Below are 15,188 nucleotides of genomic sequence, written 5' to 3'. Positions count from 1 at the left end.
ATCCCGTAAATATTTTTCTTCAATCCTGACTTAACCGGCATCGGAAGGATTTTGGTTCTTAAGTTCGGCAAACTTTGCCGCCATTGTCGAGTTGCCCCGAGTTAGCTTCTTGATCGTCACATCCTGCGCCTTGTCGTTCGCAAGACGAAGGTTTCGATCGGTGCCCAGGAGGGCGTCTTTCGTCTTCTGCAGATGGTCGATTGACTTATCGATCTCCGCGATGGCTTTTTGGAAGTGTCCGGAGGCGAGGTCATAATTTCGCGCGAATGCCGCCTTAAAAGTCTCAAGCTCACCTTCAAACTTCGTGATGTCAATGTTCTGCGCCTTGACGAGCGCCAGCTCCGACTTATACGTGAGAGAGTTCATCGCAGCATTTCGCAGCAGCGTGATGATCGGAATGAAGAACTGCGGCCGGACGACGTACATCTTCGGAAAGCGGTGGAAGACGTCAACGATCCCAGTGTTGTAGAGATCGTTGTCGGGTTCCAGTAGAGAAACCAGCACCGCATATTCGCACCCCTTCTCGGTACGATCTTTGTCGAGCTCCTTCAGAAATTCCTCGTTTCTGTTCTTCGTCGCCGTTCGATCATTTTCGTTCTTCATTTCGAACATGATGGAAACGATCTCAGTGCCCGCTTCGTCCGTGTCACGAAAAATGTAGTCGCCCTTGCTGCCGGTTCGCGCATCGTTATCCTTCTCGAAATAGGCTCTCGGAAATGCTGTCGCTCGAATGCGGTTGAACTCTGTCTCGCAATGCTGCTCGAGAGTTTCGCCAACCATCTTGGTCGACAGGCGAGCCTTCATGTCACGGAGACGCTCGATTGCATCATCGCGATCTTTGATCTGTGTCTCGTATTTGTCCTTAAGCGACTTCTCGGCAAGCTGCTTTTCAAGCGCGGCTCGTTCGAGGCCATTCCTCAATTCATCCCGCTCTTTCTCGACTTTGCCAACAGCCTCCGAAATTGCAAGCTTCTGCGCAACCTCTATTGCGCCGAGCTTGGATGTCAGCTCCTGAATCGCAGCGTCCTTCGCCGCGGCAGCCTTCTGCAGCTCGTTCAAAAGGTTCGCCTCGGCCAGCTTCGCAGCAGATTCCGTTTCACGCCTTGCCTGCTCAAGTTCGTTCGCAAGCACGTCACGCTCTTTCTCCACAGCGTTGAGCGCCTCGGTAATGGCCAGCTTCCGCACGACTTCCGCCGCATCGATCTTGGCCTTCAGTTCTTTGATCTCGGAGTCCTTCGCTACGGAAGCCTCCTTCAACTCGCTAGCAACTTTGGTCGTGGCAAGCTCAACGGCATTTCGCTTGTCCTGCTCGGCCAGCTCAAGTCGCTCGTGCAATTGCTGCTCGAACTCGCTATCGCGCACCTGTTTTAGGATGTCCGCGTACCCCGCCTCGTCAATCTTGAACGCTTTCCCGCAGTGCGGGCAAATGATTTCGTGCATGCCTAGGTTCCCCCGCTTTTATCAGAATTCACTTTCGTATTCCGAGCCCGGCCTTTTCGCCACCCGCGTTGCAATCAGGTTTTCGACCGGCTGGAATCAATGTATCGCCATTGTCCACGTTTGTGGCTTCAGGATGGGCGATTATTGACGATCACGACCGTGAAGTCGAACGGCGATCCTTGCCGCTTATAAGCGCTGAGCAATGACGCTACAAAGCAGTCGCTGGACACGCGACGAATGAAGCGTCTCATTCCAAGGCGGGTATAGAAACGCAGGTGTATGTCACGTATACGGCCGCTTTCGACAGATCTTAAGGTCCGTACCGGGGGCGAAGACCAGTTCGTCGAGAGTGAGAAGTGCCATTCTCCGACGCCGGTTCGGGAACGGCAGCAAACTGCCACGCAACCGATGTACCGTTTCTTAACGACGAACGTCGGCTATAATCAAACAGCATGGCAGCAATACTCATACTGGTCACGACGTCAACGGCTTTCTCGCTCAGCGTGAAAAAGCCATCACCATCGCAAACAAAAACGCTACAACAACAACTACCGCCCAGAATATCTGCCACCCGGGACTCGAATTATTGATTGCAGCAGCCAAATGGCTCTTTCGTTGATATCGGCGTCGTGCCATATTGATTCCCCCTTTTCGTGCGTATCTTTGATCCCGGACTTAAGCATTCCACGTTTGGTTCCAATATACGGCTGCATCGAGGACGTGGGATCTGGTCTCGTGTACTGACAGTATGGCGCCGTGCTGGGCGACGCGATCGCTTGCAAACGTACACTTCCGGGCAGCAATGTCTCGTCAAAAGGCGGTAGCCTTCGTCACATTCGAGCGTCTACCCAGACACATTCGACCAAAGTACATCTGATTCTCTTCGGTCGGTGATCGATCGGCGCGCGTCTACGTCAGCCATTCTGGCGCGCCGCCTTTGACCGGGCTTGTCCACCCTTGCTCTTGAAATATATTGTCCGTCGGTGCTCAATGGATTGCCGATAGCCCGGCCGCAAGACGAGCCTGCAAGTCAGGACCGACACGACGGAAGCCGAGCAGTCTTGCTGCCGTGCGAACCAGATCTGCGTCGGTGCCGCCTGCATTGTCATCTCGGGCAATTTTCAGCGCAGCCTTGATCTCGAGCATCGAAATGTTCGTAGACTTCAGTGTCGCTCCGCTCTCGGCGGACCGGTCCCTGACCGGCACCGCGTCCAGGTGCTCGCGTATGAACCAGAATTCTTCGTCGCAGAGGAGATCACGGTCGCCCGACTGTGCCTGAAGCAACGCGGCGCGCGTCGCGGTCAGAATGCGCGAGCCAGCCTTCTCCTTCCCGAAGCACGCCGCGAGGCGCCGTGCAGCCTCCTCAACATTGATGGGCCCCTCGGCTGCCACGATTCGCTTGGCCAGATCGGCCAGTATTGACGTGGGGACCTCGTGGGGTTCCTGCCGGGTGCTCACAGGAAAATGTGCGCGCTGGTAAGCGGGCATCTGCCTCGTGACAGCATCAGGGACCTCGAAAGAAGTAGTCGCCGCTTCGACGACCGGGATCGAAACCGGCCGAGGCCGGTTGGCGCCTTCGATACGAACGCCAGCTTCTGCGGCCTCGCGCGCAGAGGCAAGAGCAACTCTTAGCCGCTCTGTCTCCGCCCGTCGGTTGTAAAACCAGTCGGTGCTCCAGATGCGATGGAAGCGCCAGCCGAGATGCTCGAGGACGTCCTGCCTCAGGTGATCACGCTCTCGCGCCCACAGTGCGCTGTGATAGGTCGCGCCGTCACATTCGACTGCCAGAACGTACGTGCCGGGGCGCTCCGGATGCCGAACCCCCATGTCGATCCGGAAGCCCGCCGATCCGACCTGCGGGTCCGCCAGATAGCCGAAGCTGCGAATGACGTTAGCGACATCCTCCTCGAACGGCGTGTCGGCCATTTCACCAGTAGGCCTGGAGTCGTCCATATTGCCGTTTTTCGCGAACTCCAGGAAACGCTTCAGGATGCGGGCGCCCTCGCGACTTACCCGGCTGGGATCGATATCGCCTGGATCGAACGACGCAAACACCTCGCAGCGCACGCGTGCGCGTGTAAAGAGCACGTTGAGACGACGCTCGCCACCTTCCATGTTCACCGGCCCGAAGGTCATGCTGGCAAGTCTGCCGCCGGGTGTGGCGGGACCATAGCAGACGCTGACCAGGATTACGTCGCGCTCATCCCCCTGCACGTTTTCGATGTTTTTGACAAACACGTCCTCGGCTTGCCCTTCGCGAAGAAATGCGTCGAGAGCTGCATCGCTGCGGCGTGCGAGTTCCAAAAGCTCTGTGATCAGATTTTTCTGTGTCGAAGAGAACGTGACGATGCCAAGCGAAAGCTCTGGGTGCATACGTGCGTGCTGCGCCACGCGACCCACGATCGCTTCGCCCTCTTTCCGGTTATCGCGCTTACCGCCCTTGTCGTAAACACCATCGACGCGAGTGAAGCATAGGCCGAACGCTGGGTCATTCTGCAGTGGTGACGGTGGCAAGATGAGGCCGTCATCGTAAAATTCGCGGTTCGACATCCGGATCAGCGAAGGATCTCGCGACCGGTAGTGCCACTGAAGCATGCGCGAACCAATGCCCCGCGCCTCGCAAAGGCTAAGGATGCTTTCCATCGAGCCGACCTTGGCCGCACCACCCAGCAGGTCCGCCTCTGCTTCTTCATCGGCGTCGTCGTCGGCCTCGTCGTCGAGAAGGCGGTCAAAGAAGGAAGACGGTGGCAATTGCTTCTGGTCACCGACCACTACAATCTGTCTGGCACGCGCGATCGCACCCAGCGCATCCTCTGGACGCACCTGCGACGCCTCGTCGATCACAAGCAGATCGAAGGTCAGTGCTCCAGGCGGGAGGTACTGGGCCACCGAGATCGGGCTCATGAGCAGGACGGGCTTGATCCGCTGCACGGCCGTGCCGGCCGTCGAAAACAGCTTGCGAACAGCGATGTGCCCTCGCTTCTTGCCAATCTCGCCGCGGATCACCTTCATTTCGCCCATGGCTCCCTGCGGGACCTGCTGCAGGTGTCCGGACAGGATGGTGGTCACATTCTCCGACAAGCGCTTGCGTTCGAGCAATGCGAACGTCTCGACAAGTTCATGACGCTTTTCCAGCCCCATATCGGGTAGCACGGGGGACGAATCCAACGCGACGCGCCAAAGGCGCTCGGCGCGCGCGAACCGGAGTTCCACAGCCGCCGCCGCAGGATCGAATTCACCTGTTCGCATTCGTTGCGCAAGGTCCGTCAAACCCGTCGACGCCAGCCGCTGGTGCAGGCGTGTCAGATTAGTCCATGCCGAATAGCGGTCGGTAGACGACGCCATCGCGTCGAGGCGAGCCGCCATCTCGCCGAGCTCGACTTTCTCCATGCTCGATTCGCCGAACACATTGGGATCCAGCTTCAAAACACGAACGACCTCATCCAGGTCTCGGACGACCTTCGGCGCGGCATCACGAAGCGCGCGTCGCATCTTCGCAACCACATCCGGCTGCTGGGCGAGCGCCAACAGCGTATCTGGCGAGCAGTTTAGTGCGGCATCGCCTGCTCGCTCACACCACCCCGCGATTGTGAGCAAGGCGCCCATGTCAGTCCGCTCTCCGTGCCAAGCGTCTCCCATAACGCGAAGGCAATAGTCTTTGTCATCCTCCCAGCGCGCCTTGCGGGATTGGACTCTATCGAGTCGATCCACCAGTTCGACGCGTTTGTCGGCTGTCTTTGGAAGTGGGCCGCGCAGCATGCCCGCCAGGTCACGGGACGCGGCGCGGTAGCCACCGCCCAATCGCGCGAAGAAGGAGCGCGTGCCAGCCACCAATGGTCCGCGCAACGTGGCCGTCTTCGCAGCGAATGCCGCCTCAACGAATGTCTCATCGGCGGCGTCTTGCTCTGACCGCCACGCAACTCCGGCCTCGATCGCTTTCTTGAGTCGCGGTAAATCGGACGCTGAAAGGAACGCGCGCGCGGTGTTGGCAGATCCTGCCGGCAGACCTTCCAGGCGGTCAAGAACGTCTGCGATGGTTCCTGCCGACGAGATAGTCACTGGCACAGTAACGCTCAATGCGCCCGCAGAAGTTCTCACTGCATCTTCTAGCAGTAGCACCGCGGCATGCGCGGTCTCGATAAGCCTGGCCAGTCGGGTGAGGTCGAGTGGCTGGAGATCAAGGTTTTGGGTTCCAGCGAATGGATGCCTGTTTGCGTCGCCCTCCTCCCTGAGCACTTCGCCATAGCGGGCAACGGTCTCGAGCAGTTGTCGCTCCTGCTCCCGCGTCATCTGCACAAGGTCGTCGGCAGAGATGGTAGGAGCTGGCGCGCCCGAGCCGATGTAATGAACCTGCACGCTCAACACCGAGAAGGCTGTCTCCCCCGTGCTTCCAATCGGACTGTGCAGAGCCTCTGCAAGCAGGTTTAATTTGTCGCGTGCCTCAGTGAGAGCGACCGGTGCACCGGCTTGAACGGGGACGGCAGCGGCAGCTCCGATAGTGCGGGCGAGTTCCGCAAGCACCGCTTTCCTGTTCGCGCTTCGCGAGTGAAGCTCCAGGCAGATATCCCGAAGACCGACCTTCACGAGACGATCATGCACAACGGAGAGAGCCGCCATCTTCTCGGCTATGAAGAGGACGCGCTTTCCCTCCTTGGCTGCCGCCGCAATAATGTTGGTAATCGTTTGCGACTTGCCCGTTCCAGGAGGGCCCTGAACGACAAGGTTACGACCTGACCTCACTTCCTCGATGACACGTGCCTGCGATGCGTCAGCATCGACGACGTGGAACAATTTTTCGGGTGGCAGCACGTCGTCGAGCCTGACCTCGGGACCAAAGAGCGGAACTTCAGACTCGAAGCCTTCGAACAGCAGTCCGCGCGTGAGCGCGTGCTCCGCAATCGCCCCGTCGGGCCACGCATCGATAGCGAGGTCGCGATACATGAGCAGTTTCGAGAACGAAAAGAAACCGAGCTGCATGGCATCGCTCTCGACCTCCCAACGGGCGCGGCCATTCACTACCTCCGCGACCTGCTCAAAATAGGTTGAGGGCTTCCAACCTTCCTCTACCTCGATGTCGGGCAACGCGATGCCGAAATCGTCCTTCAACCGTTGCTGCAGCGGCAGGTTCGTAAGGACGTCTTCGTCCCGAATCCGGACATCAAAGGTTGAAGTGCGCTGGTTGCGAACGAGTTCAACCGGCAAAAGCACCAGCGGTGCTGCGCGCGCTACGGCCGAAGATTTGTCCTCAAACCAGGTGAGGAAGCCGAGCGCCAGATAGAGAATGTTTACGCCCGACTCCTCCTCCGCCGTCTGCGCTTCATGAGCGATCTTGAGAAGTCTTTTCTGCAGGGCATCGGGACCCATGCGGGTCTCGAGCTGCGCATCCGTGTAGCGATCGGCCTCGAACTCTTGCGAGCCGGCGTCGGCTAAATGTATCGCGTCGCTGGAATCGTCGCGATCATGGCCGATAGCCAGAAAGCGCATAACCTTTCGACTCGAAAGGATTGCATGGACGTCGTCCGATCGCTCGTTGACGATGTTCACGACGTTCCCACGTGTGTTCGCACGGTTGACGTGCACCAGACGGTTTCGGGTGCCGGTCTCGACCAATCGCTTGCGAGTGTCGTTGAACAGCCGGATCAAGGCTGTCCGATCTGATACGTCGGTCGCCGTCTCGTCGCTTGCCACGTTAGCCATCTGTGTGCCCCCTGTCCGCCGGTTTCCCGACGCTCTCTTCTTTGATACCTTTTAACTCTGGTCTCTTTGAAAACTCAGCCGGTTCGAATGGTCTTCTTTAGCCGAGAATAGATTTTTGGTCCAGTGGAAGTTTGGCAAATTTACCAGAATTCTGCGCGTGGCAGCGCACACTGCCGGGTTTTGCCGGTTGGAGCTCCGGGATACCGGCTGGCGAGACGATTTTCTTTCGATACAGCGATGAACAGGTCGCCATTTCATTTGGAAGGCGATCAGTAACGAACAGAACCTGATACGGCTTTTCGAGAGTGCCCGTGCGGCGATCGCTATGCAAATCTAGGCTCGGCCGCGAAGGGCCATGTTCGAAAGGTCCGAATTCGGCAATGAAGTTCAGCGACCGACCCATGCAACTTCTTCCGCGCCCGCTAGCATTTCTGATTAACGAAGTCCCGAGCATACTGATCCGCTATTATTGCGGCCCGAAGCACCGGTGCCCGGCGACGCCCACACCACCTGTGAGAAAGATTTGATGGACCAAAGCCCTCGTACCATCCACCCGAGCGAATCGTTGCGGACGATTGACACCTTGTGTGAGCCGGACCCCAGAAATTTGGGGTTCATCCGGTTCGACAGCGTCGTGGGTAATGCTCGACCTACAACGGCTCTCGACCAACTTGAGGATGTTGCGCGCTTTACCCTTCGCACCGAGGTACCCGAGGCTGTAAGAGTACATTTTGAAACCGCGAAAAATCTCTATGCATACGCTTGGTTTGTCTATCGATTTCACGCTGTGGCTGAGCAGCAGGCGCTAGCTTCACTGGAATTCGCGTTGCGAGAACGGCTTGAAGGAGAAGTCACACAATTTCCCTCGAAGGGAAAACGCCGGCCAAACGGGCTAAGCGGTTGGCTTAATGAGGCGTTGGCTCACAGACTGATATCAAATGCCCGCTTCACGAAGCGGATAGAGTGGGCGCTCCAGCGCGCGAGGAGCCGAGCTGAACTCCAGATGGTTGACCAGATGCAACGTTCCGGAACGTTAAGGAGGGTCTGCAAAAGTCCTGGCGTTGACAGGCAGGTGAACTATCCTGGGTAGCAGGGATGTTCTGGAGAGAGTCAATGACGCAACTCGGTCTTGGTCTGGATTTGACGACAAAGCGAACGCGCAAGCGGGAGTTCCTGAATGAGATGGACCGTGTTGTGCCGTGGCCAAGGCTGATTGCGCTGATTGAGCCGCACTATCCCAAGGGTAAAACGGGTCGACCGCCGTTCCCGATCGTGACGATGCTGCGGATTCATTTTATTCAGCAGTGGTTTTCTCTGTCCGACCCTGCAATGGAAGAAGCGCTGTACGACGTGCCGCTGTATCGCCAGTTCGCAAGCCTTGACGACGGCATGGCGCGTTTGCCGGATGAAAGCAGATTCTGCGGTTTCGGCATCTGCTTGAAACGCATGGTCTGGCGGCGAAAATGCTCGCACTGGTCAATGAGATCCTGACGGAGAGAGGCTTGACGCTAAAGGCTGGATCGGCAGTGGACGCCACTTTGATTGCCGCGCCCAGTTCCACAAAGAACGGTTCCGGCACCCGTGATCCAGAAATGCACTCGACACAGAAAGCCGGCAACTGGTACTTTGGAATGAAATCCCATATCGGCGTGGACGCAGACTCCGGGCTCGTTCATACCGTCATTGGAACGGCGGCCAATGTGCACGACATCACCGTTGCCCAGGCGTTGCTGCATGGCGAGGAAACGGATGTCTACGCCGACGCCGGGTATCAGGGGATCGAAAAGCATTGTGAGGCTCACGCAGCGCGTTGGCATGTAGCGATGAGACCGGGCAAGCGACGAATGCTGGATCGAAGTGATCCTCTGGATGCGATATACGATGAGATCGAACGGCTGAAGGCTGGAATTCGAGCCAAGGTCGAGCACCCGTTTCGCGTCATCAAGAGGCAGTTCGGTTATGCGAAGACCCGCTATCGTGGTTTGATGAAAAATACCGCCCAGATCACCACGTTGTTTGCCTTGAGCAACTTATGGATGGCGCGCAGAGCCTTACGGAAATCTTGAAATCAGATCGGTGTGGCCACAGGTTTCGCCGCCGTAGCCTTGGACAGGCGGTAATACCAGGCGCTCTTCACCCCAAAGCACCATCCGCGGTCAGGCTGCGACTGATGCGAAAGAAGATCGCGCCGAAAACGACTTCTGCAGATCTTCCTTAACTGCGGAGATCGATTACTCGTCCGTAAAACCTTCCCCCGAGGACTTGGACTATGACTGGATTAGTGTCTTTATCGACAGCCTGCCGAAAATCCGGAACGCTTACGCTCATGGATCGAGCCTCCTTCATCCAACCGTCCTGCGCACTTTCGAGATAGTCAGCGACCTGATCAACCAACTGTTTATTCCGGCCCCGTAGCCAGGTTATTCGAACGTGTGCCGCTCTCCGGCCGCACAAAGGAACCCGAGAAGATGTGGCGCAAGCGCCAAAGGTTCGACCGCTTCAGGCAACCGAACCGTAGTTCACCATTCCGCGGATACCGCTATACTTCGCGTCTTCACGTCTGACATCCAATGTTATGAGAGGAAAAATCGCCGACGGTGAAGCCAGGGATCGCCTGATTATCTGGATCCGGCGTCGTATGGAAGAATTTGGTATCACGACGGATACATTGGCCGCTTCGATTGCGCATGACGAGGCTCACCCGCCGCTATATCGCGATGCACGAGGACACCAGTGGAACGGACTCGGCGACATGCCGGACTGGCTGCTCGCTGCGAAAAATGCCGGCGTTAGTCCTGAGTTCTTCCGGATCGAAACAACGTCGAACGCACCGACGCCAATTGCCACGCAAACCACCCAAGCCCAGGCAATCGTCGATCCGCGCCAGCTCAACCTTTTCGACACAGTGTGATCGCCACACCTCCGCGCAGTGCATGTGGATGTTCGGCACAACGGGGCCGACACGGTCCCCTACGACTTCCCCGCCTGATCAGTGTCGGGAACTGGCGAACTCGCGGTTCCCGCAAGAAACTGCCGGAGACGTTGTTCCGCGTGAATGACCTTGTGCAGCGGTGCGCTCGCGAGTTGCGAATCGTGTAACGCCAGGAGACGCTCGAAAACAGAAACCGTGTCTTCAGCGAGCACCCATTCATTCGACACGTGCGCCAGTTCCAGCGCAGCCTCCACAGCACATTCCGCTGTCTTGAAGCTCCAGACGGGTTCTTTCCCGTAGCCTTCCTGCTGAAGAAACCACGCCACGTACACGGTCCGCATCAATTCATTAAACAGGTGACGGTTCCCGTGACCATCCCTGCAGGCAACGAGGGCAAGATGGGACGACAGTGACTGTTCGCGCACAGATGCCTCAGCCGTCGGCAATAACATTGCCTTCGTGAGGTGCTTCCGGGGTCCGGAAGCACTTGTCCCGCGTCGCTTTGAACTCATTTCGTTTATCAATGCAAGTGTCACTGCAGTCATTCTAGCGAAATAATTCCATAGCACCGGCGAAATGCAGGTTCGCGTTCCGTCCGTGCGAAAATGCACTGCTCGCGAAGATAGGACCCGGTTATCAAGTATTCCCGATCGACAGCGTGATGCGAGCATATCGGCGTCAACTGTGTCGCTCAGTATTCGAAACCGGCATGTCACGTCGCACCTCTCCAGGAGAACAAGCGGATGACGAAGACAATCAGGTACGGCCTGTTCTTTCTGGCAATGGGATCGCCCGCGTTTGCCGGCGCGCGCTACGTAGAATTGTGGAATCCACCCGAAGCGCACGGCGCGATGCCGGCGGGACGACCTGTTCACCAGACACCGAAGCATCGACGCGCGGGCGTCCGCATTGCGCACAACGGGTTGCATCACCGGGTTGCCGCGGCGGCGCCCGGTCCGAAAGCATCTGTCGCGACCGTCGATCACCGCGCCCATGAACCGCGTTATGAAGACATTCCGCGCCAGATGACACCTGAGGGCAATGTACTTCGCGTCGATGGACATCATGCACAGGCTGAGGTCGAACGCTGATGCGAAGCGAAAAGCACAACGGGTACACGCTCTGAGGAAACGCCATTCTCCAGAAGCAGGAAGGCTCACCGCATGAACGCTACGCGGCCAGCGGCACGATCACGCTGGACAACCAGGTCGTCGCAGCTTCGGGTGTACTCGGCGAGTTCGGCACGGAAGATGAGGCCGAGCTGGCTGGGCTTAGATGGGCCGGTGCATGGGTGGACAGTTTCGACTGATGCGCCGGCCGTTGTCCTGTACCCCTGCCCATATACGTCGCCATCCGTGATGCGATCCCCTTCTTTCCCAGTCCTTCCTTGATTCCCAGTGACGCCAGGCCACCTCAAGCGATGAGTCATCTGATTGCCTCAACGAGAATCCAAAAACGACCCGCTTAGATCCGACCCATATTGACTTCGCGAATGCCCTTCGCGTCGCGCAGCGCGATTGCTGCGCGGTCCAGACTGTCGCGCAAATGCTCCGCACCACGCATTCCCGGCAACCGCGAGTGCGGATTGTTCGAGTCACTGGTCAGCGCGATCACGGTGCCGATCCCGAACGGCCGCTGCCACCACGGGTGCAGCGACGTCACATCCTGGATGCAGAAGAGCTCAAGGCTCTCGACCCGCCGGCTGAAAATGCCCTGGCGACAGGTAATTCGCGCCGTGTCGATGATGATTTCCGTGGTGGCCGTTCGCAGGTACGCGAGCACGACACTCGCCGCGATCAATAGCAACGCGATCAGTGGCGCGTACCACGGGACGGGCCGACGGGTGGCCGCGTACACGTAGGCAACAAACACACTGATAGCGCCGGCGATGCCTTTGAGATACGCAGGCAGGTTCACAACCTGCGACGGGGTGCCGCTGAATATAACGCCCTCAACGACAGTCACGGCACGGTCGCGGTTGTTGGTAGCAAGCCGGGGCATTCGATTCCTCTCGGATGGATGATTCATCGTTCGCGGCTCTTGCCGCTACTGGGATTGCTCCCGGGACCGCTATCGGCAGCGTCGTGGTCGTCGGGCGCTCCAATGTCCCCACTTGGGGGGCGTGAATCGCGACGGACAGGTAGTTGCGTTTCCCGAACGGCGTTGCGAAGTTCGTCACGCTCCCATGCGTCGCGCTCGCGCTGTGCCGTCCGGCGGTCGTGTGCTTCGGCATCGAGCTCGGCAAGCCGGATCTGGCGGATGTGCTCCAGCTCCGGCTGCTCAAACACGATGTGCATGCGCGTATCGGCGGCCACGCGTGCTGCGGCGGCCTGGAAAGCGTCAGGGCCGGACAGCGACAGCGTGGCGCCGAACTTCTGCTGCGCGAAACGCAGCGCGATCTCGATCGCTTCGCGTTCGCTATCCCACAACCGCAACGTGCGCCCTTCGTCGACCAGGAACGCCACGCCATCCTTGCAGTAGTCCACCTCACCCGTGGGCCGCACCTCGTACGTGATCGACGGTCCGTGGTAGATGAGCTCGTTCTGGTCAGGCCCGACCGCTGGCCTTGGGCTGTGCAACGAGCCATTGAAGGTCACGACGTGCTCATCCTCCGCGCGCCTGACCCGCTGGCGGATCTGCTGCATGCGTCGCAGTTCGCGCAATGCCCGCGCGTCGCCGGCCTGCGCACGCTCCTGCAGAAAATCCCGGTACTGCTCGGTAATCGGTTGCCGTCCTGCACCTTTGAGGGCTTCACGCTCCCTTGTGATGCGGTCGCGCAGCGCGGCCTCGGCCTCAAGCCGCGTCACGCGGGCGGCTGACAGTTGCTCTCGCCGCTCGACCGACGAGAGGTCCTTGCGGTCCGCGAGGCTGCTACGCGTTTGATAAAACGCGGCCCTGATCGTGCCGCGCCGGTCTTTCTCAAGCTGCGCCTGCTCATTCCAGGCGCGGTGCAATCCGTCGCGATACGCGGCACGCCACTCCTGGAATTCCCGCCAGAGGTCACGCTCGGGTGTATGACGCGGCGCGTGCCCGGGACTGCGCCCGGTTTGCGCGCGCCAGGTGTCACGTAGCAGTTGCGCGGCCTCCGCCCAGCTGAAATTCATCTCTTTCGTCAGGAAGTCGGACACATTCAGATTGCGTGCACCGGCGCGGATCCGGTCACCACCGTCGGCGCCCTTGCCGATGCTGTACTTGTCGACGATCAGGCCGTGTGAATGCGAAAGTGCGGCGAGCAGCCGGCTCGCGTCAAGCGTCGCCCGAATCTCCGCAAACTCCGATCGCTCGCGAGCACCTCGAACCCTGCGCGACTCCACGAGATCCCGCGCAAACTGGTCGCGAACGGTATCGGCTTCCCGGCCAGTCGGCAGCCTCGCGCGCGAGTTGAAAGTGTCGGTTATGGCATTGATGTCACGCTCCACCGGCTCAAAGGGAAGCGACTCAACAGCATCGAGTGAGGGGACATCGGCGAGATTGTGGATCGGGTCATGCGGTCCGAAATACTTCGGCGCCTGTCCGTCCCCGAAGACGGGGTTCAGGCCAAATGAGGCGCCTGACGGCCCACGATCATCAAGCCGTCCGCACGCACGCATGAACTTGTCGGCGGCCGTCGCCGCCAGCCGCGTCCGACCGGCGTCGTCCGCCGCGTCCCACGCGCCGTACATGCGCGCGGTGATCACGTCGAGCAACGACGTATCACCTGGGGCTAGCTGTTCTCGTCCCGCTCGCTCGCGATCGCCAGACCATCGCAGTTGGTCAATTCGGTCGGCTTGGTGGTTTCCCAGCTCCAGTAGTGCATCAGCCGGCAGAAGCATTTGACGTCGCGAGGGGTCGCCATCCACACCGCGGCCGGGCACACCTCGCACACCGTGTGAGGATCGGGTCGACGGGCGGGATCGATCGAAGCGAGCGTCAAGGTCGTGATCCGCTCCGTTTCTCCACTTTCGCCCGCGGCCCCGCCCCTCGTGTTCCGTGATCGCTGGCGCGTGCCAGCGCCGTTCCCCGTCCTGCTCCCACTTCCGCTGCCAATCTCGCCAGTCTCCTGATCCACCACTGCCTCGTCGTGTTCGCTCATCGACTCCTCCTGCTGCGTCATAGAACCGCTGTTCGCGATGCTCGAGAATGCGTCGCTGCTCGGTCGGCGACGCGGCCTGATACTCCCTGTAGAAGCTGCTACCGCTATTGAGGTACTTGATCTCACGCGCGCGCGTGTCGGCCCACTCGTCCAGGGCGTCCAGATAGTGCCGGGGCGTAGCGCGCGGCAAGCCCGGTTCGATATACTCAGCATGGACGTTCCGGTCGAGCGCATCGCGCTTGCCGTCGGCATCGAGTTCGATGAATGCTCGCGAGAACACGAATTCCTTTAGATTGACGCCTTTCGCAGCGTCCCCGGGTTTGACGTTTTCGTACTCGCCTTCCCGACCCGCGTTGCGGGTGCGCGTTGCGCCGAATTCGGTGAGCATCGCCCGGAAATCGTCATAACGCGTGATGTCACGCGTCATCAGCGCCTCGATAATCGCGGCCTTCAGCTCACGGTTCATCGGCGCAAACACGTCGCCCTTGTACCGGCTGATCATTTCCGAGGCGTCGGTGAAGTGCACGCGCCGGTTATCTTTCGGGCTTGCGAGCCCATACTTTGCGTTGATATGTTCCTGAAACGCTTCGAGAAACCGGTGATGACGGTCGACCTTGCCGAACGGTTCCAGCCGCCGCCCCGTCAGCAGGTTCACTTCCGGGATCACCACATGAAGATGTACCTTGCGTTCGACCAGCTCGCCACTGCGTCGGTCGGCGTAACTCTTGAGCCGCGGCACATGCGCTTCCGCATAGAAGTTGTATTCGTCGGGCCGGTACGCAGCAAAAGCGAAGGCCTCAAACTCGCGCACAATCTCCGCGAGTACCTCGCGCGACACCTCGTCTTCCTTGAACGACAGTGTCACGTTGATATAGCGCTCGGCGGTCGTATCCATTGACTGGATGATGTCGTTGGTCAGCGCCAGATCCCCAGCGAGAATCACACGCTCATCCATCTCGTCGCGTTCGAATTCACGATCCTTCTTCTGCCCCTCTTCCAGATAGGCCTTAATGCCGTCGTGATAGCCGCGCACCCGGATCAGCATCG

9 protein-coding genes are annotated in these 15,188 nt (G+C 59.0%); 3 read left to right on the top strand and 6 right to left on the bottom strand.

All coding sequences use genetic code 11. From position 1 onward, the window contains the following. Positions 1–30 precede the first annotated feature (30 nt). The 3 genes from QEN71_RS41115 to QEN71_RS41105 all read right to left on the bottom strand — a co-directional run bounded on the left by QEN71_RS41115 (position 31) and on the right by QEN71_RS41105 (position 7,540). A complete protein-coding gene (locus QEN71_RS41115) occupies positions 31–1,440 on the bottom strand; it encodes a DUF2130 domain-containing protein (RefSeq protein WP_201658794.1) in 1,410 nt (469 codons plus the stop codon). 987 nt (positions 1,441–2,427) lie between these two features. Beyond that, the gene (locus tag QEN71_RS41110; RefSeq protein ID WP_201658791.1) at positions 2,428–7,137 is read right to left on the bottom strand and encodes a DUF3320 domain-containing protein; all 4,710 of its coding nucleotides are present in this window, start codon (positions 7,135–7,137) and stop codon (positions 2,428–2,430) included. 97 nt (positions 7,138–7,234) lie between these two features. Continuing rightward, the gene (locus QEN71_RS41105; protein ID WP_201658789.1) at positions 7,235–7,540 is read right to left on the bottom strand and encodes a hypothetical protein; all 306 of its coding nucleotides are present in this window, start codon (positions 7,538–7,540) and stop codon (positions 7,235–7,237) included. A gap of 710 nt (positions 7,541–8,250) precedes the next feature. Here QEN71_RS41105 and QEN71_RS41100 point away from each other — a divergent pair. Beyond that, a protein-coding gene (locus QEN71_RS41100) for an IS5 family transposase (protein WP_201658786.1) occupies positions 8,251–9,203 on the top strand; the annotation gives its coding sequence in 2 pieces (ribosomal slippage) (positions 8,251–8,551 and positions 8,551–9,203; 954 coding nt in all). 509 nt (positions 9,204–9,712) lie between these two features. Then, positions 9,713–10,048: an H-NS family nucleoid-associated regulatory protein gene (locus QEN71_RS41095; protein ID WP_201658783.1), complete on the top strand. Its 336-nt coding sequence runs from the start codon at positions 9,713–9,715 to the stop codon at positions 10,046–10,048. A 59-nt stretch (positions 10,049–10,107) separates the two neighbouring features. Here the strand turns inward: QEN71_RS41095 and QEN71_RS41090 are convergent, their stop codons facing one another. Then, a complete protein-coding gene (locus QEN71_RS41090) occupies positions 10,108–10,521 on the bottom strand; it encodes a hypothetical protein (RefSeq protein WP_201658781.1) in 414 nt (137 codons plus the stop codon). Positions 10,522–10,812: 291 nt separating this feature from the next. Here QEN71_RS41090 and QEN71_RS41085 point away from each other — a divergent pair, with 291 nt between their 5' ends. Further along, positions 10,813–11,160 (top strand): hypothetical protein, encoded by a 348-nt coding sequence (locus QEN71_RS41085; protein ID WP_233472081.1) that lies wholly within the window; start codon positions 10,813–10,815, stop codon positions 11,158–11,160. 373 nt (positions 11,161–11,533) lie between these two features. Here the strand turns inward: QEN71_RS41085 and QEN71_RS41080 are convergent, their stop codons facing one another. Then, positions 11,534–12,097: a PH domain-containing protein gene (locus tag QEN71_RS41080; protein ID WP_233472080.1), complete on the bottom strand. Its 564-nt coding sequence runs from the start codon at positions 12,095–12,097 to the stop codon at positions 11,534–11,536. After that, positions 12,094–15,186 (bottom strand): LPD7 domain-containing protein, encoded by a 3,093-nt coding sequence (locus tag QEN71_RS41075; RefSeq protein ID WP_201658779.1) that lies wholly within the window; start codon positions 15,184–15,186, stop codon positions 12,094–12,096. Before QEN71_RS41075 ends, QEN71_RS41080 begins: the two co-directional genes overlap by 4 nt. Positions 15,187–15,188 lie beyond the last annotated feature (2 nt).

It is taken from the genome of Paraburkholderia sabiae, assembly GCF_030412785.1.
GTDB classification, from domain to species: Bacteria; Pseudomonadota; Gammaproteobacteria; order Burkholderiales; family Burkholderiaceae; genus Paraburkholderia; species Paraburkholderia sabiae.
The sequence above is the reverse complement of the archived record's forward strand: the minus strand, read 5'-3'. Positions and strand labels throughout refer to the sequence as shown.

Bases quoted from the DNA above. Each gene is read 5' to 3' on its own strand.
- QEN71_RS41115 (WP_201658794.1), bottom strand. From the start codon at position 1,440: ATGCACGAAATCATTTGCCCGCACTGCGGGAAAGCGTTCAAGATTGAC.
- QEN71_RS41110 (WP_201658791.1), bottom strand. From the start codon at position 7,137: ATGGCTAACGTGGCAAGCGACGAGACGGCGACCGACGTATCAGATCGG.
- QEN71_RS41105 (WP_201658789.1), bottom strand. From the start codon at position 7,540: ATGGGTCGGTCGCTGAACTTCATTGCCGAATTCGGACCTTTCGAACAT.
- QEN71_RS41095 (WP_201658783.1), top strand. From the start codon at position 9,713: ATGAGAGGAAAAATCGCCGACGGTGAAGCCAGGGATCGCCTGATTATC.
- QEN71_RS41090 (WP_201658781.1), bottom strand. From the start codon at position 10,521: ATGTTATTGCCGACGGCTGAGGCATCTGTGCGCGAACAGTCACTGTCG.
- QEN71_RS41085 (WP_233472081.1), top strand. From the start codon at position 10,813: ATGACGAAGACAATCAGGTACGGCCTGTTCTTTCTGGCAATGGGATCG.
- QEN71_RS41080 (WP_233472080.1), bottom strand. From the start codon at position 12,097: ATGAATCATCCATCCGAGAGGAATCGAATGCCCCGGCTTGCTACCAAC.
- QEN71_RS41075 (WP_201658779.1), bottom strand. From the start codon at position 15,186: ATGCTGATCCGGGTGCGCGGCTATCACGACGGCATTAAGGCCTATCTG.